22 protein-coding genes are annotated in these 24,806 nt (G+C 66.4%); 3 read left to right on the top strand and 19 right to left on the bottom strand.

Going from position 1 to position 24,806, the window contains the following annotated elements; genetic code table 11:
- Positions 1 to 2: 2 nt before the first annotated feature.
- The 18 genes from carB to rpsB all read right to left on the bottom strand — a co-directional run bounded on the left by carB (position 3) and on the right by rpsB (position 20,015).
- Positions 3 to 3,257: a carbamoyl-phosphate synthase large subunit gene (gene carB, locus AB6807_RS04280; RefSeq protein ID WP_116908926.1), complete on the bottom strand. Its 3,255-nt coding sequence runs from the start codon at positions 3,255 to 3,257 to the stop codon at positions 3 to 5.
- Entirely contained in the window at positions 3,250 to 4,443 is a 1,194-nt protein-coding gene (gene carA / locus AB6807_RS04275) for a glutamine-hydrolyzing carbamoyl-phosphate synthase small subunit (protein ID WP_371083619.1), read from the bottom strand. Before carA ends, carB begins: the two co-directional genes overlap by 8 nt.
- A gap of 242 nt (positions 4,444 to 4,685) precedes the next feature.
- Entirely contained in the window at positions 4,686 to 5,468 is a 783-nt protein-coding gene (locus tag AB6807_RS04270) for a TrmH family RNA methyltransferase (protein WP_371083618.1), read from the bottom strand.
- A 13-nt stretch (positions 5,469 to 5,481) separates the two neighbouring features.
- Positions 5,482 to 6,240, bottom strand: a complete 759-nt coding sequence (rnhB, locus tag AB6807_RS04265) for a ribonuclease HII (RefSeq protein ID WP_371083617.1) — start codon at positions 6,238 to 6,240, stop codon at positions 5,482 to 5,484.
- Positions 6,212 to 7,360 (bottom strand): lipid-A-disaccharide synthase, encoded by a 1,149-nt coding sequence (gene lpxB / locus AB6807_RS04260; protein WP_371083616.1) that lies wholly within the window; start codon positions 7,358 to 7,360, stop codon positions 6,212 to 6,214. Before lpxB ends, rnhB begins: the two co-directional genes overlap by 29 nt.
- A 10-nt stretch (positions 7,361 to 7,370) precedes the next feature.
- Positions 7,371 to 8,159 carry an acyl-ACP--UDP-N-acetylglucosamine O-acyltransferase gene (gene lpxA / locus AB6807_RS04255; RefSeq protein ID WP_371083615.1) on the bottom strand — a complete coding sequence of 263 codons (789 nt, stop codon included), beginning with the start codon at positions 8,157 to 8,159 and terminating at the stop codon, positions 7,371 to 7,373.
- Between the two features lie 23 nt (positions 8,160 to 8,182).
- A complete protein-coding gene (fabZ, locus tag AB6807_RS04250) occupies positions 8,183 to 8,668 on the bottom strand; it encodes a 3-hydroxyacyl-ACP dehydratase FabZ (RefSeq protein WP_177206549.1) in 486 nt (161 codons plus the stop codon).
- On the bottom strand, positions 8,665 to 9,642 hold the full coding sequence (lpxD, locus tag AB6807_RS04245; RefSeq protein WP_371083614.1) for a UDP-3-O-(3-hydroxymyristoyl)glucosamine N-acyltransferase: 978 nt from the start codon (positions 9,640 to 9,642) through the stop codon (positions 8,665 to 8,667). The genes fabZ and lpxD overlap by 4 nt, the downstream gene beginning before the upstream one ends.
- A 14-nt stretch (positions 9,643 to 9,656) precedes the next feature.
- On the bottom strand, positions 9,657 to 10,208 hold the full coding sequence (locus tag AB6807_RS04240; RefSeq protein WP_116908921.1) for an OmpH family outer membrane protein: 552 nt from the start codon (positions 10,206 to 10,208) through the stop codon (positions 9,657 to 9,659).
- On the bottom strand, positions 10,209 to 12,644 hold the full coding sequence (gene bamA, locus AB6807_RS04235; protein WP_116908920.1) for an outer membrane protein assembly factor BamA: 2,436 nt from the start codon (positions 12,642 to 12,644) through the stop codon (positions 10,209 to 10,211). It lies immediately after the preceding gene.
- 38 nt (positions 12,645 to 12,682) lie between these two features.
- Positions 12,683 to 14,056, bottom strand: coding sequence for an RIP metalloprotease RseP (gene rseP, locus AB6807_RS04230; RefSeq protein WP_116908919.1), 1,374 nt, complete (start codon positions 14,054 to 14,056; stop codon positions 12,683 to 12,685).
- Positions 14,057 to 14,083: 27 nt separating this feature from the next.
- The gene (gene ispC, locus AB6807_RS04225; protein ID WP_371083613.1) at positions 14,084 to 15,271 is read right to left on the bottom strand and encodes a 1-deoxy-D-xylulose-5-phosphate reductoisomerase; all 1,188 of its coding nucleotides are present in this window, start codon (positions 15,269 to 15,271) and stop codon (positions 14,084 to 14,086) included.
- The gene (locus tag AB6807_RS04220; protein WP_116908917.1) at positions 15,268 to 16,113 is read right to left on the bottom strand and encodes a phosphatidate cytidylyltransferase; all 846 of its coding nucleotides are present in this window, start codon (positions 16,111 to 16,113) and stop codon (positions 15,268 to 15,270) included. Before AB6807_RS04220 ends, ispC begins: the two co-directional genes overlap by 4 nt.
- A 13-nt stretch (positions 16,114 to 16,126) precedes the next feature.
- Positions 16,127 to 16,855 carry a polyprenyl diphosphate synthase gene (gene uppS, locus AB6807_RS04215; protein ID WP_371083612.1) on the bottom strand — a complete coding sequence of 243 codons (729 nt, stop codon included), beginning with the start codon at positions 16,853 to 16,855 and terminating at the stop codon, positions 16,127 to 16,129.
- A gap of 8 nt (positions 16,856 to 16,863) precedes the next feature.
- The gene (frr, locus tag AB6807_RS04210; protein ID WP_116908915.1) at positions 16,864 to 17,424 is read right to left on the bottom strand and encodes a ribosome recycling factor; all 561 of its coding nucleotides are present in this window, start codon (positions 17,422 to 17,424) and stop codon (positions 16,864 to 16,866) included.
- Between the two features lie 11 nt (positions 17,425 to 17,435).
- A complete protein-coding gene (gene pyrH, locus AB6807_RS04205; protein WP_116908914.1) occupies positions 17,436 to 18,158 on the bottom strand; it encodes a UMP kinase in 723 nt (240 codons plus the stop codon).
- Between the two features lie 96 nt (positions 18,159 to 18,254).
- Positions 18,255 to 19,178, bottom strand: coding sequence for a translation elongation factor Ts (gene tsf / locus AB6807_RS04200; RefSeq protein WP_116908913.1), 924 nt, complete (start codon positions 19,176 to 19,178; stop codon positions 18,255 to 18,257).
- 81 nt (positions 19,179 to 19,259) lie between these two features.
- Positions 19,260 to 20,015, bottom strand: coding sequence for a 30S ribosomal protein S2 (gene rpsB / locus AB6807_RS04195; protein WP_116908912.1), 756 nt, complete (start codon positions 20,013 to 20,015; stop codon positions 19,260 to 19,262).
- Between the two features lie 211 nt (positions 20,016 to 20,226).
- Between rpsB and AB6807_RS04190 the strand changes: the two genes are divergently transcribed.
- Together AB6807_RS04190 and AB6807_RS04185 are read left to right on the top strand one after the other, a co-directional pair.
- Positions 20,227 to 21,549, top strand: a complete 1,323-nt coding sequence (locus AB6807_RS04190) for an amidase (protein WP_371083611.1) — start codon at positions 20,227 to 20,229, stop codon at positions 21,547 to 21,549.
- A 65-nt stretch (positions 21,550 to 21,614) separates the two neighbouring features.
- Positions 21,615 to 22,868, top strand: coding sequence for a D-amino acid dehydrogenase (locus tag AB6807_RS04185; protein ID WP_116908910.1), 1,254 nt, complete (start codon positions 21,615 to 21,617; stop codon positions 22,866 to 22,868).
- Here the strand turns inward: AB6807_RS04185 and AB6807_RS04180 are convergent.
- Complete coding sequence (locus AB6807_RS04180; protein WP_371083610.1) at positions 22,858 to 23,283, bottom strand: hypothetical protein; 426 nt, start codon at positions 23,281 to 23,283, stop codon at positions 22,858 to 22,860. The genes AB6807_RS04185 and AB6807_RS04180 overlap by 11 nt on opposite strands.
- A 40-nt stretch (positions 23,284 to 23,323) precedes the next feature.
- Here AB6807_RS04180 and AB6807_RS04175 point away from each other — a divergent pair, with 40 nt between their 5' ends.
- Positions 23,324 to 24,802 carry an NAD(P)H-hydrate dehydratase gene (locus AB6807_RS04175; protein ID WP_371083609.1) on the top strand — a complete coding sequence of 493 codons (1,479 nt, stop codon included), beginning with the start codon at positions 23,324 to 23,326 and terminating at the stop codon, positions 24,800 to 24,802.
- Positions 24,803 to 24,806 lie beyond the last annotated feature (4 nt).

Genomic DNA, 24,806 nt, shown 5'->3' with positions numbered 1-24,806 from the left:
GCTCAGGCCGCGGCCGCTTCCAGCTGCGCGTGCATTTCCTGCACCGAGATCACGCCGAGCTCGTCCATGAAGCCCATGCCTTCGACCGCCGCTTCGGCGCCGAAGATGGTGGTGAACGTGGTCACGCGCGCCAGCAGCGCCGACGTGCGGATCTGCCGCGAATCGTTGATGGCGTTGCGGCGCTCTTCCACCGTGTTGATGACCAAGGCAATCTCGTTGTTCTTGATCATGTCCACGATGTGCGGGCGGCCTTCGGTCACCTTGTTCACGGTCGCGCACTCGATGCCGGCGGCGCTGATCGCGGCCGCCGTGCCCTTGGTGGCGGTCAGCACGAAGCCGAGCTTCACCAGGCCGCGAGCCACTTCCACCGCACGCGCCTTGTCGTTGTTCTTCACCGAGATGAAGACCTTGCCCGACTTCGGCAGCAGCGTGCCCGCACCCAGTTGCGACTTCACGAAGGCTTCGCCGAAGGTCTTGCCCACGCCCATCACTTCGCCGGTCGACTTCATCTCGGGGCCGAGGATGGTGTCCACGCCCGGGAACTTGACGAACGGGAACACGGCTTCCTTCACGCTGAAGTACGGCGGCGTGACTTCCTTCGTCACGCCCTGCGACGCCAGCGACTGGCCGGCCATGCAGCGTGCCGCCACCTTGGCTAGCTGGATGCCGGTGGCCTTGCTCACATAGGGCACGGTGCGCGATGCACGCGGGTTCACTTCGAGCACGTAGATGACGTCCTTGCCGTCCTTCTGCTGGATGGCGAACTGCACGTTCATCAGGCCGACCACGTTCAGCGCCTTGGCCATGGCGGCGCTCTGGCGCTTCAGCTCGGCGATGGTGTCGGCATTCAGGCTGTAGGGCGGCAGCGAGCAGGCGGAGTCGCCCGAGTGCACGCCGGCCTGTTCGATGTGTTCCATCACGCCGCCAATCAGCGTGCCGCCTTCGGCATCGCGGATGCAGTCGACGTCGCACTCGACCGCGTCGTTCAGGAAGCGGTCGAGCAGCACCGGCGAGTCGTTGCTCACCTTGACGGCCTCGCGCATGTAGCGCTCGAGGTCGCGCTGCTCATGCACGATTTCCATCGCGCGGCCGCCGAGCACGTAGCTCGGGCGCACCACCAGCGGGTAGCCCAGTGCCGCGGCCTTTTCGAGCGCTTCGGGTTCGGTGCGCGCGGTGGCGTTCGGCGGCTGGCGCAGGCCCAGCTCGTGCAGCAGCTTCTGGAAGCGCTCACGGTCTTCGGCCGCGTCGATCATGTCGGGCGAGGTGCCGATGATCGGCACGCCGTTCGCTTCGAGGTCGAGTGCGAGCTTCAGCGGCGTCTGGCCGCCGTACTGCACGATCACGCCGAGCGGCTTTTCCTTGTCGACGATTTCGAGCACGTCTTCGAGCGTGAGCGGCTCGAAGTACAGGCGGTCCGAGGTGTCGTAGTCGGTCGACACGGTCTCGGGGTTGCAGTTGACCATGATGGTCTCGTAGCCGTCCTCGCGCATGGCGAGCGCTGCGTGCACGCAGCAGTAGTCGAACTCGATGCCCTGGCCGATGCGGTTGGGACCGCCGCCGAGCACCATGATCTTCTTCTTGTCCGTCGGGTCGGCTTCGCACTCGTCTTCATAGGTCGAGTACATGTAGGCCGTGTTGGTCGCGAACTCGGCCGCGCAGGTGTCCACGCGCTTGTAGACCGGGCGCACGCCCAGGGCGCGGCGCTTCTCGCGGATGGCCGTGTCGGTGGTCTTCAGCTGGCGCGCGAGGCGGCGGTCGGAGAAGCCCTTCTTCTTCAGCGCGAGCAGCGTGTCCTTGTCGATGTCGTCCAGCGACTTGGTTTCCAGCTCGAGCTCGATCTTCACGATTTCTTCGATCTGCACGAGGAACCACGGGTCGATCTTGGTCAGCGCGAACACTTCGTCGACGCTCAGGCCCATGGCGAAGGCATCGCCCACGTACCAGATGCGCTCGGGGCCGGGCTCGCCCAGTTCCTTTTCGAGCACTTCGCGGTCCTGCGTCTTTTCGTTCAGGCCGTCCACGCCCACTTCGAGGCCGCGCAGGGCCTTCTGGAACGATTCCTGGAAGGTGCGGCCCATGGCCATCACCTCGCCCACCGACTTCATCTGCGTGGTGAGACGCGAGTCGGCCTGCGGGAACTTCTCGAAGGCGAAACGCGGGATCTTGGTGACCACGTAGTCGATCGACGGCTCGAACGACGCGGGCGTGGCGCCGCCCGTGATTTCGTTGCGCAGCTCGTCGAGCGTGTAGCCCACGGCCAGCTTGGCCGCGACCTTGGCGATCGGGAAGCCGGTGGCCTTGGAGGCCAGTGCCGACGAACGCGACACGCGCGGGTTCATCTCGATGACGACCATGCGGCCGTCCTTCGGGTTGATGGAGAACTGCACGTTCGAGCCACCGGTGTCCACGCCGATTTCACGCAGGACGGCCAGCGAGGCGTTGCGCAAGATCTGGTATTCCTTGTCGCTCAGCGTCTGCGCGGGAGCCACGGTGATCGAGTCGCCGGTGTGCACGCCCATCGGGTCGAGGTTTTCGATGGAGCAGACGATGATGCAGTTGTCGGCCTTGTCGCGCACCACTTCCATCTCGTACTCTTTCCAGCCGAGCAGCGATTCTTCGATCAGCAGCTCGTTGGTGGGAGAGGCTTCGATGCCGCGCTTGCAGATGGTCTCGAACTCGTCGGGGTTGTAGGCGATGCCGCCGCCGGTGCCGCCGAGCGTGAAGCTGGGGCGGATCACGGTCGGGAAACCGAGCGTCTTCTGCACGGCCCAGGCTTCGTCCATGGTGTGCGCGATGCCCGAGCGGGCCGAACCGAGACCGATCTTGGTCATCGCGTCCTTGAACTTCAGGCGGTCCTCGGCCTTGTCGATGGCTTCGGGCGTGGCGCCGATGAGCTCGACCGGCTTGTTGGTGGACGCGCCCGTGTACTTGTCGAGCACGCCGTTGCGCCACAGGTCGAGCGCGCAGTTCAGCGCGGTCTGGCCACCCATGGTTGGGAGGATGGCGTCGGGGCGTTCCTTGGCGATGATCTTCTCGACCGTCTGCCAGGTGATGGGCTCGATGTAGGTGACGTCGGCCGTGGCCGGGTCGGTCATGATCGTCGCGGGGTTGCTGTTGATCAGGATGACCTTGTAGCCCTCTTCGCGCAGCGCCTTGCAGGCTTGCACACCGGAGTAGTCGAACTCGCAGGCCTGGCCGATGATGATCGGGCCGGCGCCGATGATGAGGATCGATTTGAGGTCTGTGCGCTTAGGCATTCTTGTTCTCCGTCTTTTCCGTCTTGTTCTTTTCCATGAGTGCCGTGAAGCGATCGAACAGGTAGCCGATGTCGTGCGGCCCCGGTGAGGCTTCCGGGTGGCCCTGGAAGCAGAACGCGGGCTTGTCGGTGCGCGCCAGGCCCTGCAGCGTGTTGTCGAACAGGCTAATGTGGGTGGGACGCAGGTTGGCCGGCAGCGACTTCTCGTCGACAGCGAAGCCGTGGTTCTGGCTGGTGATGCTCACGCGGCCGTTGTCGAGGTCTTTCACCGGATGGTTCGCGCCGTGGTGGCCGAACTTCATCTTGAAGGTCTTCGCGCCCGAGGCCAGCGCCATGATCTGGTGGCCCAGGCAGATGCCGAAGGTGGGAATGCCGGTCTCGATCAGTTCCTTGACCGCGCTGATGGCGTAGTCGCAGGGCTCCGGGTCGCCGGGGCCGTTGGCCAGGAAGATGCCGTCGGGCTTCAGCTTGAGCACGTCGGCCGCGGGCGTCTGCGCCGGCACCACCGTGATGCGCGCGCCGCGCTGGGCGATCATGCGCAGGATGTTCTTCTTGACGCCGTAGTCGAAGGCCACCACGTGGAACCGAGGCGTGATCTGCACGCCGTAGCCCGCGCCGAGCTTCCACTCGGTTTCGGTCCATTCGTAGGTCTGCTTGACCGACACCACCTTGGCCAGGTCGAGGCCGGACATGCTCGGCGCGGCCTTGGCGGCGGCGATGGCCTTGTCGATCAACGCCTGCGTCACGGTCTCGCCCTGCGCCAGGCCCAGGATGCAACCGTTCTGCGCGCCGTGGGTGCGCAGGTGTCGCGTGAGCTTGCGGGTGTCGATGTTGGCGATGGCCACCGTGTTGCCCGACACGAGGTACTCGCTCAGCGTGGCGGTCTTGCGGAAATTGGAGGCGACGAGGGGCAGGTCCTTGATGATCAGGCCCGCGGCATGGATCTTGTCGGCTTCGATGTCTTCCCCGTTGACGCCGTAGTTGCCGATGTGCGGATACGTCAGGGTGACGATCTGCTGGCAGTAGCTCGGGTCGGTGAGGATTTCCTGGTAACCGGACATGGCGGTGTTGAACACCACCTCGCCGGTCGTGGAGCCGGCGGCTCCGATCGAATTGCCTTGAAAGACCGTGCCGTCTGCGAGCGCCAGGATGGCGGGCGGGAAACTTCCCTTGAGAGACAAAAGCACTGGGTTCTCCGAATGGTTACGGTCGCCCGGAGCCCCAGGCGCGTTGCCTGCGGACTGCTGCTTAAGGGGATTTTGGCGTTGAAGGCGGCCGGGCGACGCTATTGCGAGTAAGCCCCCGATTGTAGCTCGGCCGCGTCACCCTCCTGCCGCAAGGGGGCTGAACGTTACGTGTTCATGCGTGAAAGGCATCGGCACGGAGCGCGCCGCGGCAATCTGGCCGTTGGCGGGCCTGCCGCGTGGGCCTATGCCTGGCGAGCCGCCCCGCTTGAATGCAAGCAGATGGCCGCGGCGGCGGCCACGTTGAGCGACTCTTCGCCGCCCGGCTGCGCAATGCGGATGTGGCGCGTCGCCCGGGCCTCCAGCGCGGCCGAAACCCCCTGCCCTTCGTGGCCCATCAGCCAGGCGCAGGGGTACGGCAACTCGGCCTTGTGCAGCCACTCGCCACGGTGCGAACTGGTCGCGACCAGCGGCACCTGCAGCGCATCGAGCGCCTCCGCGTCCACGCCTTCGATCAGCCGCAGCCCGAAATGGGCGCCCATGCCCGCGCGCAGCACCTTGGGCGCCCACAGCGCGGCCGTGCCCTTGAGCGCGATCACCTGGGTGAAGCCGAAAGCCGCGGCGCTGCGCAGGATGGAGCCGGCATTGCCGGCGTCCTGCAGGCGGTCGAGCACGACGCTCGGGGCGTCGGGAATCAGCTCGGGGCGCGATGGCAGGTCGAGCACGAAACCCATGGGCGCAGGCGACTCGAGTCCGCTGACGCCGCGCAGCAGGTCGTCGCTCACCACCACGGTCTTGGCGGCACTCTTCGACCACTCGGCCGGCGCGCCCGGCCAGAAAGACTCCGAAAACACGGCCACCGCAGGCTTGACGCCCCGCGCCAGCGCGGCGCGGCAGAGGTGGTCGCCCTCGAGCCAGATCCGGCCCAGCTTGCGGTAGGCGCCCGGGTCCTGCGCGAGCTTGCGCAGATCCTTGAGCAAGGGGTTGTCGCGCGAGCTGATGTGGCTCGCGCCGGTGTCGGAGGTCATCGAAAGAGAATGTTCAGGGCGCCGCGCGCAGGTCGAGCCGTACGGGCTCGGCGACGCCGACCACCATGTCCGCAGTCACGCCGTTCACGCCGCTCACGCCATTCATGCCGTCCACGACCTGCACGGGCAGCATCACATTCAGCACGCCACCGGTGCGCGCCAGCGCCGCCGCCACCGGGCTGAAAGACCGGCGGTGATGCACGCAGGCGCCATGGCGCTGCAGCGCCTCCAGGTGTTCCGGCGTGCCGTAGCCCTTGTGGCCGGCAAAGCCGTAGTGCGGAAATTCGGTGTGCAGCTGCTCGCAGAGCCGGTCGCGGTGCACCTTGGCCAGGATCGACGCGGCGGAAATCGCCTTGACCCGCGCATCGCCCTTGACGATGGCCTCGGCCAGCACGTCGAGCGTGGGCAGGCGGTTGCCGTCGACCAGCACCTTCACGGGCTTCAGCCGCAAGCCTTCGACCGCGCGCCGCATCGCGAGCATGGTGGCCTGCAAGATGTTGTGGGTGTCGATTTCTTCGACCGTCGCCTGCGCGATGGAGCAGCACAGCGCCTTGGCCAGGATCTGGTCGTGCAGGCGCTCGCGCTGCAGGGCGGTCAGGGTCTTGGAGTCGGCCAGCCCGCGAATCGGCCGCAGATCATCAAGAATGACGGCAGCGGCGACCACGGGGCCGGCCAGCGGCCCGCGGCCGGCCTCGTCGACGCCCGCCATCAAGCCGGGCGCGTCCCACACCAGCGGGGCCTGCTCAGCCTTCAAGAACTTTCTGGATCGCATCGGCGCAAAGTGTCGGCGTATCGCGCTGCAATTGCACATGCAGCTCTGAAAATCTTTGTTGCAGGGCCAGCGTCTTCTCGGGGGCATCGAGCCAGGCCAGCGTGGCCTGGGCCAGCGCCTCGGGCGATGCGGCTTCCTGCAACAGCTCGGGCACCACGAAGTCGCGGCACAAAATGTTCGGCAGCCCCACCCAGGGCTGCAGTTGCTTGCGCTGCATGAGGCGCCACGACAGCGCGTTCATGTTGTAGGCGATGACCATCGGCCGCTTGAACAGCGCGGCCTCGAGCGTGGCCGTGCCGCTGGCGATCAGCGTGGCGTCGCAGGCGGCCAAGGCGGTGTGCGACTGGCCATCGAGCAATTTCACCTGGCCAGCCATGCCGCTGGCTTGCAGCAGCGCTTCGACTTCGACGCGCAGGCTCGGAATGAGGGGTGCGACGAACTGGATGCCGGGGCGCTGCTTGTGCATGAGCGCGGCAGCCGCGAAGAAGCGCGCGGCCAGGTAGCGCACTTCGGAGCGGCGGCTGCCGGGCAGCAAGGCGACGACCTGGGCATCGGGCGCCAGGCCGATTGCGGCGCGTGCGCCGGCGCGGTCGGGCGTCATCGGAATCACGTTGGCCAGCGGATGGCCCACATAGCTGCCCGCCACGCCGTGCTCGGCCAGCAACGCCGGTTCGAACGGAAAGATGCACAGCACATGGTCGGCCGCGGCACGGACTTTTTCGATGCGCTCCGGCCGCCATGCCCAGACCGACGGGCAAATGAAATGCACCGTCTTCATGCCACGGCTGCGCAGGCCGGCTTCGAGATCGAGATTGAAATCGGGCGCGTCGACGCCGATGAACAACTCCGGCCATTCGCGCAGCAGCCGCGCCTTGAGCTGGCGGCGGATGCCGGCGATCTCGGCGTAGTGCCGCAGCACCTCGACGTAGCCGCGCACGGCAAGTTTTTCTTGCGGCCACCAGCTCTGCAGACCATGGGCCAGCATGCGCGGGCCGCCGATGCCCACGGTTTCGAGTCCGGGCCAGCGGGCCTGAAGCCCATCGAGCAGCAGCCCGGCGAGCAGGTCGCCGGACGCTTCGCCCGCGACCAGCGCGAACCGCCGCTGTCCGTCTTGCTGCATCGCCGTCACGTCAACGCGCGATGCCGCGCGTCGAACTGGCGAGGAAAGCGTCCATCAGCGCAATGTCGCCAGCGGCTTCGGGCATGTCGGTTGCGAGCGCGGCAATGCCGGCGCGCGCTTCGTCCAGCGTCTTGCCCTGGCGGTACAGCAGGCGGTGCATCTGCTTCACAGCCGCGAGCCGCTGCGCCGAGAAATCGCGACGGCGCAGGCCGACCACGTTGAAGCCGCGCACCGCGAGCGGGTTGCCGTCGACGAGCATGAAGGGGGGCACGTCCTGCGACACCGCGCTGGCGAAACCGACCATGGCATGCGCGCCGACCGAGACGAACTGGTGGATGCCGGTGAGCCCGCCCACCGTCACCCAGTCGGCCAGGTGCACATGGCCGGCCAGCGTGGTGTTGTTGGCCAGCGTGGTGTGGTTGTCGACATGGCAGTCGTGCGCGATGTGCGTGTACGCCATGATCCAGTTGTCGTTACCCACGCGCGTCACACCACCCGCCCCCGGCACGCCGAGGTTGAAGGTGCAGAACTCGCGGATCACGTTGCGGTCGCCGATGACCAGTTCGGTCGGCTCGCCGGCGTACTTCTTGTCCTGGGGAATGGCACCCAGCGACGAGAACTGGAAGATTCGGTTGTCGCGCCCGATGGTCGTGCGCCCTTCGATCACGCAGTGCGCGCCGATGGTGGTGCCCGCGCCCACCCGCACATGCGGGCCGATCACGGTGTAGGGGCCGACCGACACCGAGGCGTCGAGTTCGGCCTGGGGGTCGACGAGTGCTGTCGAATGAACCTGGGTCATGCCTTGTGGTGAGTGCGGCCGGATCAGTTGATCTGGCGCATCGCGCACATCAGCGTCGCTTCGCAAGCGAGTTCGCTGCCAACCAGGGCCCGGCCCTTGAATTTCGAGATGCCCGCTTTCATGCGTTCGATCTCAACTTCGAGCGTCAGCTGGTCGCCGGGTTCCACAGGCCGCTTGAAACGCGCGCCATCGATGGCGGCGAAGTAGTAGACCGTGTTGTCGTCGGGCACGATGTCCAGCGAATGGAACGACAGCAAGGCAGCGGCCTGGGCCATTGCCTCGAGCATCAGCACGCCCGGCATCACCGGACGGTGCGGGAAGTGGCCGTTGAAGAACGGCTCGTTCATGGTCACGTTCTTCAGCGCCGTGATGCGCTTGCCCTTTTCCATGTCGAGCACGCGGTCCACCAGCAGGAACGGGTAGCGGTGGGGCAGCAGCTTGAGGATTTGGTGGATATCGAGCGCTATCGCTGGCTTTGTCATGATGTTCTGTTCCTGCATCGTCGTCATTTTTTCGAGGGAGCCTTCTCCAGCGCCTTCAGTCGTTCGCGCAGGCTGTGCAACTGCTTGAGCGTTGCCGCATTTTTTTCCCAGTTCACATTGTCATCGATGGGAAACATGCCGGTGTACTGCCCGGCCTTGTGGATCGAACGGGTAACCGTCGTGGCGGCGGACACGTGCACGCCGTCGGCCACCGTCAGATGGCCCAGCACGATGGCACCGCCACCGAAAGTGCAGTTGGCGCCGATGGTGGCGCTGCCGGCCACGCCGACGCACCCCGCCATGGCGGTGTTCTTGCCGACACGCACGTTGTGGCCGATCTGGATCAGGTTGTCGAGCTTCACGCCGTCTTCGATGACGGTGTCGTCGAGCGCGCCGCGGTCGATGCAGGTGTTGGCACCGATTTCGACGTCGTTGCCGATGCGCACCGCGCCCAGTTGCTCGATCTTGACCCACTGCCCTTCGTGCAGCGCCAAGCCGAAGCCGTCCGCGCCGATGACCACGCCGGGGTGCAGCAGGCAGCGCTCGCCAAGGGTGCAGTCTTCGCTGACCGTTACACGCGACTTCAGCACGGTGCCCGCGCCGATGCGTGCGCCCCGCTCCACCACGCACAGCGCGCCGATGCGCGCCGTCGGGTCGACGTGTGCCTCGGGATGGATCACCGCGCTCGGGTGCACCAGGTCTGCATCCGGACGCGCGTGGTGCGCCTTCCAGAGCTGTGTCAGGCGGGCAAAGTAGAAATAAGGATCGGGCGTGACGATGAACGCCCCGCGGGCCTCGGCCGCTTCGCGCATGGCGGGCGACACGATGACACAGGCGGCCTTCGAGGCCGCGAGCTCCTGCTGGTATTTGGGATGGCTCAGGAAACTGAGCGCATCGGGCTGTGCGTTCTGCAGCGGCGCAAGCCGCGCGATGGACAGCGCCCTATCGCCATGAAGCTCGCCCCCCAGGGCGTCAACGATGGCTCCAAGCTGCAATGACACGCCGGCTCCCGGCGTTACTTGCCAGCCGCAGGCGCAGAAGAGCTGACCGACGCGTTCAGCGCCTTGATCACCTTGTCGGTGATGTCGTGCTTCGGGTTGATGTAGATGGCTTCCTGGAGGATGGCATCGTACTTTTCAGCTTCGGCCACCTGCTTGACCACGCGGTTGGCTCGCTCGTAGACCTGCTGCAGCTCTTCGTTCTTGCGCGCGTTCAGGTCTTCCTGGAACTCACGGCGCTTGCGTTGGAAGTCGCGGTCTTGGTCGACCAGCGCACGCTGGCGAGTGACGCGCTGGCTTTCCGACAAGGTCGGCGCTTCGCGCTCGAACTTCTCGGACGCGGCCTTCAGTGCATCGCCCTGGCCGGTCAGGTCTTTTTCGCGCTTCAGGAACTCGGCTTCGAGCTTGGCCTGGGCGGCCTTGGCCGGTTGTGCCTCGCGCAGCACGCGGTCCGGATTCACGAAACCGATGCGAAAGGTTTCCTGTGCTTGCGCCTGGGCGGGCGCAGCAACGAACAGCGCTGCGGGAATCAACAACGCGCCGGCCGCGGCGCGAATCAAATGCTTCATTTAGAAAGACGTTCCGATCTGGAATTGGAGGCGCTGGATTCTATCCTTGGGGATGGTGATGAACCCGGTGCTCGGGTCTGTCACTTCCTTCTGGGACTTGATGGGGAAGGCATAGGCCAGGCGCAGCGGGCCCAGCGGCGAGATCCAGCTGACGCCCAGGCCGACCGATGCGCGCAGCTTCTTCTCAGCCTTCCATTGCTCGTCGGTCGAACCGGCCGAGCGCGAACCAAAGACGTTGCCGACGTCGAAGAAGCCGTACAGCCGCAGCGTGCGGTCGTTGCCGGCTCCCGGGAACGGCGTGCTCAGCTCGGCGTTGAAAATCGCCTTCTTCGTACCGCCGATGGCCGCGCCTTCGGTCTGGCCGAACAGCGGCACGTCGCGCGGACCCAGCGAGTTCTGCTCGAAGCCACGGATCGAGCCCAGGCCACCCGCGTAGAAGTTCTTGAAGATCGGGTAGACCTTGCCACCCAGCGCCTTGGCATAGCCGACTTCGCCGTTGATCGAGAAGGTGTACTGCTTGTTGATCGCGAAGAACTGCTGGTACTGGTAGTTCGTCTTGACGTACTTCATGTCGCCGGCCGCACCCACTTCGAGGTTGGCGCGTTGCAGGCGGCCAGTGGTCGGAATCAACGCGCTGTCGCGGTTGTCGCGGCCCCAGCCGATGCTCAACGGAACGCCCCAGACGCTCTTCTGGTCGCATCCGATCACCAGGATGCCGGTCGGGTCCTTCTGGCACTGGAAGTACCGCAGGTACGAAGGTGGCGTGGTCAGGCCGGAGAACGCGGTCGCGCTGTTCGCATCGAACGCATAGCGCTCGAGGCCGATGCCGAAGAACACCGTGTCGATTTCGCTGAACGGCACACCAAAGCGGATCGAGCCGCCCTGGTTCACCAGCTTGTAGTCGCCGTCGATCGACGAGGAATAAGGGCGCGTGGTGGTGTGGTACAGGCTGATCGTGCGCGAGATGCCGTCCTGCGTGAAATACGGGTCGGTGGTGGTCAGCGACAGCGTGCGGTTGTACTTGCTGGTGTTGACCTGCACGCCCAGGAAGTTGCCCGAGCCGAACACGTTTTCCTGCGAGATACCGAAGGTCAGCGCGACCTTTTCAGCGCTCGAGTAGCCGGCGCCCAGCTGCAGGCTGCCCGTTGGCTTTTCGGTCACGTTGACAGTCAGGTCGACCTGGTCGGGCGAGCCGGGGACTTCCTGCGTATCGACGTTCACTTCGGTGAAGAAGCCCAAGCGGTCCACGCGGTCGCGCGACAGCTTGATCTTGTCGCCGTCGTACCAGGAGGCTTCGAACTGGCGGAACTCGCGGCGAATGACTTCGTCGCGGGTCTTGTTGTTGCCGCCGACCGAAACCTTGCGCACGTACACGCGGCGTGCAGGTTCGGCTTGCAGCGTGAGTGCCACGCGGTTGTTGACACGGTCGATCTCCGGACGCGCCTGCACGCGAGCGAAGGCGTAGCCGAATGTGCCGAAGTAGTCGTTGAAGGCCTTGGTGGTCTCGGTGACCTGGTCGCCGTTGTAGGCCTCGCCGGGCTTGATGGTGATGAGCGACTTGAACTCGTCGTCGCGGCCGAGGTAGTTGCCGTCGAGCTTGACGCTCGACACCACGAACTTCTCGCCTTCGGTGATGTTCACCGTCACCGTCAGGTCCTTGCGGTCCGGCGAGATGGCGACCTGGGTCGAATCGATGCGGAATTCGAGGTAGCCGCGGGTGATGTAGTACGAGCGCAGCGTTTCGAGGTCGGCGTTGAGCTTGGCGCGCGAATACTGGTTCGACTTGGTGTACCAGCTCATGAAGCCGCCGCTGTCCTGGTCGAACAGGCTCAGCAGGGTCGATTCGCTGAAGGCCTTGTTGCCGACCACGTGCACTTCGCGGATGCGGGCCGACTCGCCTTCGGTGACCGTGAACGTCAGGTTGACGCGGTTGCGCTCGATCGGCGTGACCGTGGTCACGACCTGCGCGTTGTACAGGCTGCGGCTCACGTACTGGCGCTTGAGCTCTTGTTCGGCGCGGTCGGCCAGCGCCTTGTCGTAAGGACGGCCATCGGTCAGGCCGACTTCACGCAGCGCCTTCTGCAACGCGGCCTTGTCGAATTCCTTGGTGCCGACGAAATCGACGTCGGCGATGGTCGGGCGCTCTTCGACGATGACCACCAGCACATTGCCGTTCACGTCGATGCGCACGTCCTTGAACAACCCCAGGTCGAACAGCGCACGGATCGCGGCCGAACCGCGCTCGTCGCTGTAGGTATCGCCCACGCGCAGCGGCAGCGATGCGAAGATCGTACCGGCTTCGACGCGTTGCAGGCCTTCGACGCGAATGTCGCGCACCGTGAAAGGCTCGACGGCCCAGGCTGCAGTGGCTGCGAGCGCACTGACAACCACCGCGGCAACGCTACGCAGGCGAAAGCGACTGAAGTTTTTGTTCATCTGTGAATTGAGCCGGCACGGAAAGGGCCGGCAGAAAGTTAACCAAAGAGCCGCGTGACGTCGTTGAAGAGTGCGACCGACATCATGACCAGCAGCAGGGCGACACCCCCGCGCTGAAGCCGTTCCATCCAGGCGTCAGAGACGCTCTTGCCGGTCAGGCCCTCCCAAAGATAATACATCAGGTGCCCCCCATCGAGGACCGGCAGCGGCATGAGATTGAGCACGCCCAGGCTCACGCTGATGAGCGCCAGGAACACCAGATACTGCGTGAAACCGAGGCTCGCCGACTTGCCCGCGTAGTCCGCGATGGTGAGCGGCCCGCTCAGATTCTTGAGCGATGCCTCGCCGATGACCATCTTGGCCATCATGCGCACGGTCAGTGCCGACACCTCCCAGGTGCGCACCACGCCACGCCAGACGCCGTCGACCGGCCCCTGGCGCACCGTCAACATCTCGGGGGCGGTGCCCACGTAGGCACCGATGCGCCCAACCTTCGCGCCGCCCTCTTCCCGCACCTCAGGCTTCACGTCGAGGGTGAGCGGCTGGCCGCCTCGCTCGAGCTGCCAGGGCTGGATGCGCGGCTGGTCGCCATCGACCGAGGCCCGGATCACTTCGCGCAACTGCTGTCCGTCGACGATGGCCGTGCCGCCGATGCTGCGCACCACGTCGCCGCTGCGCAGCCCTGAACGCTCGGCCGCGCCGCCAGCCATGACTTCGCCGATTTCGGGGCGGGTCAAGGGTGCGAGCACGCCGATCTTGCGGAACATCTGCGGGTCGGCGTCCCGGGTCTCCATGCGGCTCAGTGGCAGCACGACCTGGCGCGCGGGCTTGCCGCCCTCTCCCGCGATTTCGAGCGTCAGGTCGTGGCCGTCGAGCGCGCCGCGCGTCATGCGCCAGCGCAGGTCTTCGAAGGATTGAACGGGCGACAGGTCGCCGTCGAAGCCGGCCTGGGTGATGTGTTCGCCGCCACGCAGGCCCGCGGCCTCGGCCAGCGACGCCGCCACTGGCCGCGCCAGCTTGGCCACCGGCTCCTGCACGCCGATCCAGTTGACTGCCGTGTAGAGCACCACGGCCAGCAGCAGGTTGGCGATAGGCCCTGCAGCCACGATGGCCGCGCGCGAACGCAAAGGCTGGGTGTTGAAGGCGCGATGGCGCTCTTCAGGCGCGACCGGCCCTTCGCGCTCGTCGAGCATCTTGACGTAGCCACCGAGCGGAAATGCGCCGATGACGAACTCAGTCGATTGCCCCGGATGCTGGCGCTTGGGCTGCCAGCGGATCAGCGCCTTGCCGAAGCCGACCGAGAAACGCTCGACCTTGACGCCGCAAGCCACGGCGACGCGGTAGTGGCCGTACTCATGCACCGCAATCAGGACACCGAGCGCGACCACGAAGGCTATGACAGTGAGCAGCATCGGAATCCTTGGTTTCCAGGGGGAGCGTCAGGCCGCGAAACGCAGCGCCGCGGCATTGGCCGCCGCGCGCGCGTTGGCATCGAGCGCCAGGAGGTCGGCGAGCGATGCGGGCTTGGAGGGAGAGACCGCCTCCAAAGTTTCCATGTTGACCGCATGAATGCGATCGAAACGCAAACGGCGGTCCAGAAAGGCTTCGACCGCCACCTCGTTGGCCGCATTCAGCACCGCGGTAGTGCCGGGCGCAGCGCGCAGTGCGTGCCAGGCCAGGCCCAGCCCCGGGAACAGCGCCGGGTCGGGCGTGTTGAAGGTCAGCGCCGACATCTCGCGGAAATCGAGCCGCGCCGCGCCGCTTTCGATGCGCTCCGGCCATGCCAGGCCAACGGCGATCGGCACCCGCATGTCGGGCGTGCCCAGCTGGGCCATGACCGAGGCGTCGGTGAACTGCACCATCGAATGCACCACGCTCTGCGGATGGATGACCACCTCGATCTGCTCCGGCGACACGCCGAACAGGTGGCGCGCCTCGATCACCTCGAGCGCCTTGTTCATCATGGTGGCCGAATCGACCGAAATCTTGCGGCCCATGACCCAGGTCGGATGGGCACACGCCTGCTCCGGCGTGACCGTGCCCAGCGTTTCGGGCGCGCGGGTGCGAAACGGGCCGCCTGAGGCCGTCAAGATGATCTTGTCGATGCGTCGCGCCCAAGTGGACGGGTCTTCGGGCAGCGACTGGAAAATGGCCGAGTGCTCGCTGTCGATGGGCAGCAGCGTGGCGCCGCCCTCGCGCACCGTGCGCATGAACAGTTCGCCGCCGACGACGAGCGCTTCCTTGTTGGCCAGCAGCAGGCGCTTGCCGGCACGCGCAGCCGCCAGGCAGGGGCCGAGGCCCGCGGCGCCGACGATGGCCGCCATGACGGCGTCGACCTCGTCGTGCGACGCTATCGTTTCAAGAGCATCGTCGCCGGTCAGCACGACGGTCTTCAGGCCGCTTTGCCTTAGCTTTTCAGCCAGCAAGGCCGCGTGCGGCGGGCTTGCCATGACCGCGAACCGGGGCGAGAACTGCGCGCATTGCGCCAGCAGCTCGTCGACCCTGGTGGCTGCGGAAAGCGCGAAAACCTCGAAGCGCTCGGGGTGCCGCGCGATGACGTCGAGCGTGCTCACGCCGACCGAACCGGTCGATCCGAGCACCGTGACGCGTTGTCTGGGAGTGTTCACAGGAAGGCCAGCATCATGGCAATGGGCAGCGCGGGCAAGAGGGCATCCACGCGGTCGAGGACCCCGCCATGGCCCGGCAACAGCCGGCTGCTGTCCTTGGCGCCGGCGCTGCGCTTGATCAGAGATTCGACAAGGTCGCCCACGACGCTCATCGCAGAAAGAAACAGCGCGCCCAGCAGCAGGAGCCACCAGCCGCGCTCGTTGAGACGGGTGTACAGGCTGGCGACCGTCGCGCCAGCGGCCTTGTCGGCCCACACCCAGGCAAAGGCCAGCACCACCACGCCGATCATCCCGCCCCACACGCCTTCCCAGCTCTTTCCGGGACTGATGGCGGGAGCGAGCTTGTTGCGAGTGAACTTCAGGCCGAAGGCGCGGCCGGCGAAATACGCGAACACGTCGGCCACCCACACCAGCACCAGGATCGACAGCAAGAAATTGATGCCGATCATGCGGGCCTGCACCGCCGCGAGCCACGCGACCCACAGCGCCAGCAGCCCCCCGACCAGTCGCAATCCACGCGGAATGCGCGGCCAGCCCGGCACCGCCACCCTCAGCAACGCCGCGCCGCCCAGCACCCAGGCCGCGCTGGCCAAGGTCCACATGAGCGCGAGCGGCTGCTCCAGCAGGCCCAGCCACCAGGACAGCCCGCACAGCACCACCGTCTCGATGCCCAGGAACACCGAGAGCCGCTGGCCATAGCCGTTCAGCCGCCCCCACTCCCATGCCGCCGCGCCGATCAGCACGAGCATCACGCAGGCGAAGGGAATGTGGTTTCGGTAGAACAGCGCCGGCAGCAGGATCGCGAGCAGCACGATCGCCGTGAGGATGCGTTGTTTGAGCATGCGGGGGAGTGTGTCAGGCCGTGAGGCCTTGTGGGGCCGAGACCTGTGCCGACGTCTGGCCGAAGCGGCGCTCGCGGCCCTGGAACGCGGCAATGGCCTCGTCCAGCGCAGCTTCGTCGAACTCGGGCCACAACTTGGCGCTGAAGAAAAGCTCGGCGTAGGCACTCTGCCAGAGCAGGAAGTTCGACAGGCGCTGCTCGCCCCCGGTGCGAATGAACAGGTCCGGGTCGGGCACATGGGCCAGCGCCATGGCGCGGTCCAGGCTGGCCTCCGTGATGGGCTCGCCCTGCGCCGCCAGCTTGGCCGCGGCCTTTGCGATGTCCCAGCGACCACCGTAGTTGAAGCACACGTTGAGCTGCATGCGCGTGTTGTTCGCGGTGGCTTCCTCGGCGTCGACCAGGCCCTTCACCATCTTGGGCGAGAGACCCGCGCGTTCGCCGACGAAGTGCAGCCGCACGCCGTCCTTGCTGAGCCGGGGAACTTCACGCGCGAGCGCGCCGACCATCAGCTCCATCAGCCCGGAGACTTCTTCGACGGGGCGGTTCCAGTTCTCCGAGGAAAACGCGAACACAGTGAGCACGCCCACGCCGCGGTCGGCGCAGGCCTTGACACAGCGGCGCAGCGACTCCACGCCCTGCTTGTGCCCCGCCACGCGGGGAAGAAAACGCCGCGTCGCCCAACGGCCGTTGCCGTCCATGACGATGGCAACGTGGTGCGGAATGCGCGGCGATGTGGAGGCCATGGCAGGCCTCAAACGGCCATGATCTCCGCTTCCTTGGCCGCGATCAGGCGGTCGATTTCCGCGATGTGGCGGTCGGTGACCTTCTGGATCTCGGCTTCGGCGCGCTTCTGGTCGTCTTCCGAGGCCAGCTTGTCCTTCACCAGCTTCTTGACCGACTCGTTCGCATCGCGGCGCAGGTTGCGCGTGGCGATCTTGGCGCTCTCGCCTTCGTTGCGGACCAGCTTGGTCATTTCCTTGCGGCGCTCTTCGCTCATGGCGGGCAGCGGCACGCGGATCAGGTCGCCCATCGAGGCCGGGTTCAGGCCCAGGTCGCTTTCGCGAATGGCCTTCTCGATCTTGGCGCCCATGCCTTTTTCCCAGGGCTGGACGCTGATGGTGCGCGAGTCGAGCACCGACACGTTGGCCACCTGGCTCAGCGGCACCTGCGAGCCGTAGTACTCGACGTGAATCGAGTCGAGCAGCGCCGAGTTGGCGCGGCCGGTACGGATCTTGGTGAGATTGTTCTGGAACGCCGCGAGCGATTGGTTCATCTTCGCGTCGGTCGTGCTCCGAATGTCTGCAATGGTCATCTTATTGGCTCCTAGGCATGCACCAGCGTGCCCTCGTCCTCGCCCATGACGACGCGCTTGAACGCGCCGTTCTTGAGGATCGAGAACACCTTGATCGGCAGCTTCTGGTCGCGGCACAGCGCGAAGGCCGTGGCGTCCATGATGCCGAGATTCTGCGCAATCGCCTCGTCGAACGTGAGCGAGGAATAGCGCGTTGCATTGGGGTTGGTCTTGGGATCGGCGGTGTACACACCGTCGACCTTGGTCGCCTTGAGCACCAGCTCGGCGCCAATTTCGGCACCGCGCAGCGCCGCGGCCGTGTCGGTCGTGAAGAACGGGTTGCCCGTGCCAGCCGCGAACACCACGACCTTGCCCTCTTCGAGGTACTGCAGGGCCTTGGGGCGCACATAGGGCTCGACCACCTGCTCGATGGCAATGGCGGACATCACGCGGGCCACCAGGCCCTGCTTGTCCATCGCGTCGGCCAGGGCCAGCGAGTTCATCACCGTGGCCAGCATGCCCATGTAGTCGGCCGTGGCGCGATCCATGCCGACGGAGCCTCCCGCGACGCCGCGGAAGATGTTGCCGCCGCCGATCACGACCGCCACCTGGACGCCCATGTTCACGACCTCGGCCACCTCCTGGACCATCCGCACGATGGTGGCGCGGTTGATGCCGAAGGCGTCGTCGCCCATCAGTGCCTCTCCCGACAGCTTCAACAAGATTCGCTTGTGGGCTGGGCGGGGATCAGACATGGGCAATTTCCTTTGGTTGGCGGGGGCGAGTGTAAAACGTGGCGGTGAAAAAGCGGCGGCACGCACTTGCGCACCGCCGCTGTAGTGGCTGCGAGATCAGGCAGCAGCCTTGGCAGCGGCGACTTGTGCGGCCACTTCGGCAGCGAAGTCGTCGACCTTCTTCTCGATGCCTTCGCCGACCACGTACAGGGTGAAACCCTTGATCGAGGTGTCGGCGGCCTTGAGCATCTGCTCGACGGTCTGCTTGTCGTTCTTCACGAACGGCTGGTTGTGCAGCGAGACTTCCTTCAGGTACTTCTGCACGCCGCCTTCGATGCGCTTGGCGACGATGTCGTCGGGCTGCGGCTTCTTGCCTTCGGCCTCGGCAACCTTGCGGTCTTCAGCAGCCTTGCCGGCAGCCACGGCGCGTTCTTTTTCGATCAGCTCGGCGGGCACGTCCGATGCCTGGATGGCGACGGGCTTCATGGCGGCGATGTGCATGGCCACGTCCTTGGCGGAGGTGTCGTCGCCTTCGAACTCGACCATCACGCCGATGCGCGTGCCGTGCAGGTACGAAGCGAGCTTGCCGTTGCCGGCGAAGTGCTTGAAGCGGCGGAAGCTCATGTTCTCGCCGATCTTGCCGATCAGGCCTTTGCGCACGTCTTCGAGCGTGGGACCGAAGCCGTCTTGCTCATAGGCCAGCGCGCCCAGGGCGGCGATGTCAGCGGGGCTGTTCTTCGCGACCAGCATGGCGGCCGCGTTGGCCATGGCCAGGAAGCTGTCGTTCTTGGTGACGAAGTCGGTCTCGCAGTTGATTTCGATCATGCCGCCGGCAGCGCCGTCGACAAAAGCCGTGACCACGCCTTCGGCCGTGATGCGACCCGATGCCTTGCCAGCCTTGTTGCCCAGCTTGATGCGCAGCAGCTCTTCGGCCTTTTCCATGTTGCCTTCGGCCTCGGTGAGAGCCTTCTTGCATTCCATCATGGGCGCGTCGGTCTTAGCGCGCAGTTCGCCAACCATGCTTGCGGTGATTGCAGCCATTTGTGTATCTCCGAAATTCCAAAAATCAGGTTAAAAAAAAGGGGCACCAAGCCCCTTCTTCAGGCGCGTGAAGGCACCCGCTCAGGCCGAAGCGCTTTCTTCGACTTCGACGAATTCGTCGCTGCTGCCTTCGGCAACGGCCTTGACCACATCGCCACCGGCGCTGTTGCGGCCTTCGATGATCGCGTCGGCGATGCCACGTGCGTACAGCGTGACGGCCTTCGACGAGTCGTCGTTACCGGGAATCACGTAGTCGATGCCTTCGGGCGAGTGGTTGGAGTCGACCACGCCGATCAGCGGAATGCCGAGCTTCTTGGCTTCGGCGACGGCGATCTTGTGGAAGCCCACGTCGATCACGAAGATCGCGTCCGGCAGCGCAGCCATGTCCTGGATGCCGCCGATGTCCTTTTCGAGCTTCGCGATTTCGCGCGAGAAGGTGAGTTGCTCCTTCTTGCTCAGCGAATCGAGGCCGGCTTCTTGCTGGGCCTTCATGTCCTTCAGACGCTTGATGGAGGTCTTGACGGTCTTGAAGTTGGTCAGCATGCCGCCGAGCCAGCGGGTGTCGACGAAAGGCACGCCGGCGCGACGGGCTTCAGCCGCAACGATTTCACGGGCCTGGCGCTTCGTGCCGACCATCAGGATCGTGCCGCGGTTGGCGGTGAGTTGTTTGGCGTACTTCATCGCGTCCTGGAACATCGGGAGCGACTTTTCCAGGTTGATGATGTGGATCTTGTTGCGGTGACCGAAGATGAACGGAGCCATCTTGGGGTTCCAGAAGCGGGTTTGGTGACCGAAGTGGACACCGGCTTCCAGCATTTCGCGCATGGTGGTAGACATTAGAAATTACTCCAAAGGTTGGGTCTAAAATCCAGCCCGTTTTGTGCTCTTTTGAACTGAGTCACAACACCTTGATTGGGCCGGTTTGCGGATGTGTCTGGCTGGATGCAACGGGAGCCGTTGCTCGACCAGCGAAACCCAAAGAGTATAGCACGCCTCCCGCCCTCTCTTTCCTGAACCCGAGCCGCCCGCGCGGCATCTGCAGCCACCCATGAACGACCTCCACGCCACCCGTCTCACCCTTCTGGCAGGTGGCAACGATGCACGCACCGAAATGGAGCGCGCCATCGACATCGTCCGGTCGCCGGCCTGCGACCACGTCTTCACCCGCCCGATGTTCGACGAGGCCCGCCAGGCCGCCGCCGAATCGAATCCGGACAGCCGGCTGTCCGGCCTGCCATTCACCGCCAAGGACCTGTTCGACATCGAGGGCCAGCCGACCCCGGCCGGCTCGGTGGTCCTGAGCCACGCCCCCGCCGCCCGTTCCGACGCCCTAGCCGTGGCGCGGCTGCGCGCAGCCGGCGGGGTGCTGACCGGTCGCACCAACATGACCGAATTCGCCTTCTCGGGCGTCGGCGTCAACCCGCACCACGGAACGCCCGCCAACGTGAGCGACGCCGCCACGCCGCGCATTCCCGGCGGATCGTCCTCCGGCGCCGCGATTTCGGTCGCCAGCGGCGCCGCTTTCATCGGGCTGGGCTCGGACACGGGCGGCTCGATCCGCATTCCGGCGGCGCTGAACGGCATCGTCGGCTTCAAGAACACGGCCAGGCTCACCCCCGCCGACGGCGCGCTGCCGCTGTCGACCACGCTCGACACGGTCTGCGCCATGACCCGTTCGGTGCGCGACGCCATCACAGCGCACGAAATCCTGGCCGCCCGGCGCGTCACCGCCGGCAACGCCCCGCTCGCCGCCTACCGGTTGGCCGTGGTGAAGAACATCTTTTTCGACGCCATCGAGCCGGCCGTGGCCGCCGCCTTCGAGCGTTCTTTGAAAACGATGCGCGCCGCCGGCGCCCACATCCAGGAAATCGAGCTGCCCGAGTTCGCCGAGCTGTCCACCATCAACGCCACCGGCGGCTTCTCCGCGGCCGAGGCCCATGCCTGGCACCGGCTGCTGCTGGAGCGCAGCGGCGCCGGCTACGACCCGCGCGTGGCGCAACGCATCCTGCGTGGCGCCAGCATGAAGGCGCACGAATACATCGACCTCGTCAACGCTCGCCGCGACTGGATCGCCCGCGTCGAGGCCAGGCTGGCGCCCTTCGATGTCGTGCTGTCGCCGACCGTACCCATCACCGCGCCATCCATCGCCAGCGTGGCACCGGGCGCCGAGCGCGACGACGAGTTCTTCCGCGTCAACGCCCTGCTGCTGCGCAACCCGTCGATCGTCAACATGCTCGACGGCTGCGCCCTCTCGCTGCCCTGCCACGCTGCCGGTGAATTGCCGGTCGGCCTCATGCTGTGGCACGCCGCGCTGCACGACGACGCCGTGCTGGCCGTGTCGCTCCAAACCGAGCAAGCGCTGCAAAAATAACAGCTGCCGCCGCCGCACCCAACGGGCTTCGGGGCGTCGGCCATCTCCTTTATCTAGAACACTCAATGAAAATCGCGATCGTGGGCGCCGGCATCATCGGCGTCACCACCGCCTGGGAACTGGTTTCCGACGGTCATGAAGTGACCGTGTTCGAGCGCCGAGGCGCCGCCGCAGAAGAAGCCAGCTTCGCCAACGCGGGCGTGGTCGCACCCGGGTATGTCACGCCGTGGGCCGCCCCCGGCATGCGCGGCAAGGTGCTGCGCTCGCTGCTCTCCTCGCACGGCGCCATCAAGCTGCGCTGGCCGCTGAATTCGCGCGACATCGGCTGGATGTCGCGCTGGCAGAAGGCCTGCAAGCTCGAAACCTACTTGGCCAACCGCGCCCGCATGCAGCGGCTGGCCTTCTACAGCCGCACCCGACTGCACGAGGTGACCGAGGCGCGCGAGCTCAGCTACGAGCGCAGCGACGGCTATCTCGTGCTGCTGCGCTCCAAGCGCGAGAAGAAACTGGTGCAGCCCGGGCTCGACGTGCTGCGCCAGGCCGGCAGCGTGTTTCGCGAAGTCGATGCCGACGAGGCCCGCCTGCTCGAGCCCGCGCTCAACCCGGACACTCCGCTGGCCGGCGCCATCCACCTGCCGGAAGACGAAGTGGCCAACTGCCGCCAGTTCGCGCTGCTGCTCAAGTGGGAGGCGGAGGCCTTCGGCGCGCAATTTCATTTCAACTGCGACATCGCACCGCTGAGCCGCGCAGCCCCCACCTCGCTGTCGCTGGCGAGCGGCTCCGAGCCCGTGCGCTACGACGCGGTCGTGGTGTGCGCCGGCCTGGCCTCGGCCTCGCTGCTGCGCCCGCTGGGCCTGCGCATTCCGATGGCGCCGGTGTACGGGCATTCGGTCAGCGCGCCCATTCGCGAGCCGCTCAACGCGCCGCGCAGCGCGGTGATGGACGAGCGCTACAAGGTCGCCATCTCTCGCCTGGGCCAGCGCGTGCGCGTGGCTGGCAGCGCCGAAATCGGCGGTTCGCTGGACACCATGAGTCCCGCCGCCATCCAGACGCTCTACAAGGTGCTGCACGACTGGTTTCCGGGCGCGGCCACGCTGCAATCGGGCGTCCAGCAATGGAAAGGCGCGCGTCCGATGCTGCCGGACGGCCCGCCCGTGCTCGGCGCTAGCGGCATTCCGGGCGTGTGGCTGAACCTCGGGCACGGCTCGAGCGGCTGGGCGCTGTCGTGCGGCAGCGCACGCGTGCTGGGCGACCTGATCGGCGGGCAAGACCCGGGCGTCGACCTCGAAGGCCTGGGCGTCGAACGCCTCAGTCTCTAGGACCCCATCGGCGCAGGCGCTCCGGGCTGGCCGGCTGCTCGACCGGCAGTTCGGGTTCGGGCACCGGCAGCCACTTGCCGGCGATCCATGCCAGCAGCGCCGGCGCCACCAGGCCGAAAAAAACAAGGCACAGCAGGCTGGCGCCCATCGCCAGCCAGCGCACGGCGCCTGAGCCCGCTTCGGCCGGCACGTCGAGCCAGCGCATCACGCCGAAGCCGTAGCCGAGGTTCGCGGCCCAGGCAATGTCGCGCAGCGGCACGCGGCGCAAGGTCACGGCCAGCAGGAACAGCCCCCATACCACCGCGAGCAAACCGAGCGCCCACACCGCGCCGCCGATCAGCGCCATGCCCATGCCGGCGAAGCCGGCAAACCACGCCAGCAGAAGGACCAGCAGCCAGCCAAGGGTCTTGAGCATCATCGTTCGATGATAGGAGGCACGACGGCACAATGGATCGATGCACCGCATCACGTCCGCCACAGCCGCCGATCTGTTCGACATCGCCGCCACGCGCCGCATCGAGCAGGCCGCGGCCGCCGCCCTGCCCGCCCACGCGCTGATGCAACGCGCAGGCCTCGCGGTCGCGCGGCTCGCGATGGCCATCGCGCCGCATGCGCGGACGATCTGGGTGGCGTGCGGCCCGGGCAACAACGGCGGCGACGGTTTCGAGGCGGCGGCGCAGTTGCGGCATCGGGGCTTCTTTCCGGTCGTTACCTTCGTCGGCGACGAAGGCCGCTTGCCACCAGACGCCAAGGCGTCGCTGCAACGGGCCCGCGACGCGGGCGTCACCTTCGCAGCGCAGCCGCCTTCGCATTGCGACCTGGCGATCGACGCGTTGCTCGGCATCGGTTCGACCCGACCGCCCGAAGGCGCGATGGCCGAATGGCTCGCGACGATGCATGCCGGCGCACACCCGGTGCTCAGCGTCGACGTGCCCTCCGGACTGAATGCGGACACCGGCACGCTGGCCCATGGCGCCGACCATGCGCAAGGCTCCATCCGCTCCTGCATCACTTTCCTCACGCTCAAGCCCGGCCTGTTCACCGCCCAGGGCCGCGACGCCGCAGGCACCGTCTGGTTCGACGACCTGGGCTGCGGCACCTTCAACGATCAACCCACCGCACGCCTGGCCGGCGCGCCCGATGCAAAGCCGCGCACCCATGCGTCGCACAAGGGCAGTTATGGCGATGTGGCGGTGGTCGGCGGCGCGTCGGGCATGGCGGGTGCGGCGCTGCTGGCCGGCTCCGCGGCCCTGCACGCGGGTGCGGGCCGGGTGTTCGTCGGGCTTCTCGATGCGAGCGCGGCACCGGTCGATGTCTCCCAGCCCGAGCTGATGCTGCGCGACGCCCACGCGCTGGACCTGTCGGCCATGACCGCCGTTTGCGGCTGCGGCGGTGGAGAGGCTGTGCGCGAACTGCTGCCGCGCGTGCTGTCGACGGCAGCGGCACTGGTGCTCGATGCGGATGCGCTCAATGCCATCGCAGCCGATGGCGCGCTGCAGGCGCAGCTGGTGTCACGCGGCAAGCGCGCGGCGCCGACCGTGATCACGCCGCATCCGCTGGAAGCGGCGCGATTGCTGGGGTGCACCGCATCCGAGATTCAAGCCGACCGGCTGGCGGCGGCAAGTGAGCTGGCGGCACGCTTCGGCGTGGTGGCGGTGCTCAAGGGGTCGGGCACGGTGATTGCCGATGCAGGCAACGCACTGCCCGTCATCAACCTCACCGGCAATGCCAGGCTGGCAACGGCTGGCACCGGCGACGTGCTGGCCGGCATGATCGGCGCGGCGCTGGCCGCACTGGCCGCACTGGAGGCGCGCCGGCCCGCATTCGACGCGGCGCGCGAAGCGGTCTGGCAGCACGGCCATATCGCCGACACATGGCCAAGCGATGCGGCCCCCCTCACGGCCGGCACACTGGCCCGCCGCGCGCCCGTCTGAAAAC

It is taken from the genome of Variovorax sp. RCC_210, assembly GCF_041355175.1.
Classification (GTDB): domain Bacteria; phylum Pseudomonadota; class Gammaproteobacteria; order Burkholderiales; family Burkholderiaceae_C; genus Variovorax.
This window is presented reverse-complemented; position numbering and strand designations above follow the sequence as displayed.

Excerpts from the sequence above, each read along its gene's own strand:
- carB (WP_116908926.1), bottom strand. The coding sequence starts at position 3,257 with ATGCCTAAGCGCACAGACCTCAAATCGATCCTCATCATCGGCGCCGGC.
- AB6807_RS04270 (WP_371083618.1), bottom strand. The coding sequence starts at position 5,468 with ATGACCTCCGACACCGGCGCGAGCCACATCAGCTCGCGCGACAACCCC.
- rnhB (WP_371083617.1), bottom strand. The coding sequence starts at position 6,240 with ATGCGATCCAGAAAGTTCTTGAAGGCTGAGCAGGCCCCGCTGGTGTGG.
- lpxB (WP_371083616.1), bottom strand. The coding sequence starts at position 7,360 with ATGCAGCAAGACGGACAGCGGCGGTTCGCGCTGGTCGCGGGCGAAGCG.
- lpxA (WP_371083615.1), bottom strand. The coding sequence starts at position 8,159 with ATGACCCAGGTTCATTCGACAGCACTCGTCGACCCCCAGGCCGAACTC.
- fabZ (WP_177206549.1), bottom strand. The coding sequence starts at position 8,668 with ATGACGACGATGCAGGAACAGAACATCATGACAAAGCCAGCGATAGCG.
- AB6807_RS04240 (WP_116908921.1), bottom strand. The coding sequence starts at position 10,208 with ATGAAGCATTTGATTCGCGCCGCGGCCGGCGCGTTGTTGATTCCCGCA.
- bamA (WP_116908920.1), bottom strand. The coding sequence starts at position 12,644 with ATGAACAAAAACTTCAGTCGCTTTCGCCTGCGTAGCGTTGCCGCGGTG.
- rseP (WP_116908919.1), bottom strand. The coding sequence starts at position 14,056 with ATGCTGCTCACTGTCATAGCCTTCGTGGTCGCGCTCGGTGTCCTGATT.
- AB6807_RS04220 (WP_116908917.1), bottom strand. The coding sequence starts at position 16,113 with ATGCTCAAACAACGCATCCTCACGGCGATCGTGCTGCTCGCGATCCTG.
- uppS (WP_371083612.1), bottom strand. The coding sequence starts at position 16,855 with ATGGCCTCCACATCGCCGCGCATTCCGCACCACGTTGCCATCGTCATG.
- frr (WP_116908915.1), bottom strand. The coding sequence starts at position 17,424 with ATGACCATTGCAGACATTCGGAGCACGACCGACGCGAAGATGAACCAA.
- pyrH (WP_116908914.1), bottom strand. The coding sequence starts at position 18,158 with ATGTCTGATCCCCGCCCAGCCCACAAGCGAATCTTGTTGAAGCTGTCG.
- tsf (WP_116908913.1), bottom strand. The coding sequence starts at position 19,178 with ATGGCTGCAATCACCGCAAGCATGGTTGGCGAACTGCGCGCTAAGACC.
- rpsB (WP_116908912.1), bottom strand. The coding sequence starts at position 20,015 with ATGTCTACCACCATGCGCGAAATGCTGGAAGCCGGTGTCCACTTCGGT.
- AB6807_RS04190 (WP_371083611.1), top strand. The coding sequence starts at position 20,227 with ATGAACGACCTCCACGCCACCCGTCTCACCCTTCTGGCAGGTGGCAAC.
- AB6807_RS04185 (WP_116908910.1), top strand. The coding sequence starts at position 21,615 with ATGAAAATCGCGATCGTGGGCGCCGGCATCATCGGCGTCACCACCGCC.
- AB6807_RS04180 (WP_371083610.1), bottom strand. The coding sequence starts at position 23,283 with ATGCTCAAGACCCTTGGCTGGCTGCTGGTCCTTCTGCTGGCGTGGTTT.
- AB6807_RS04175 (WP_371083609.1), top strand. The coding sequence starts at position 23,324 with ATGCACCGCATCACGTCCGCCACAGCCGCCGATCTGTTCGACATCGCC.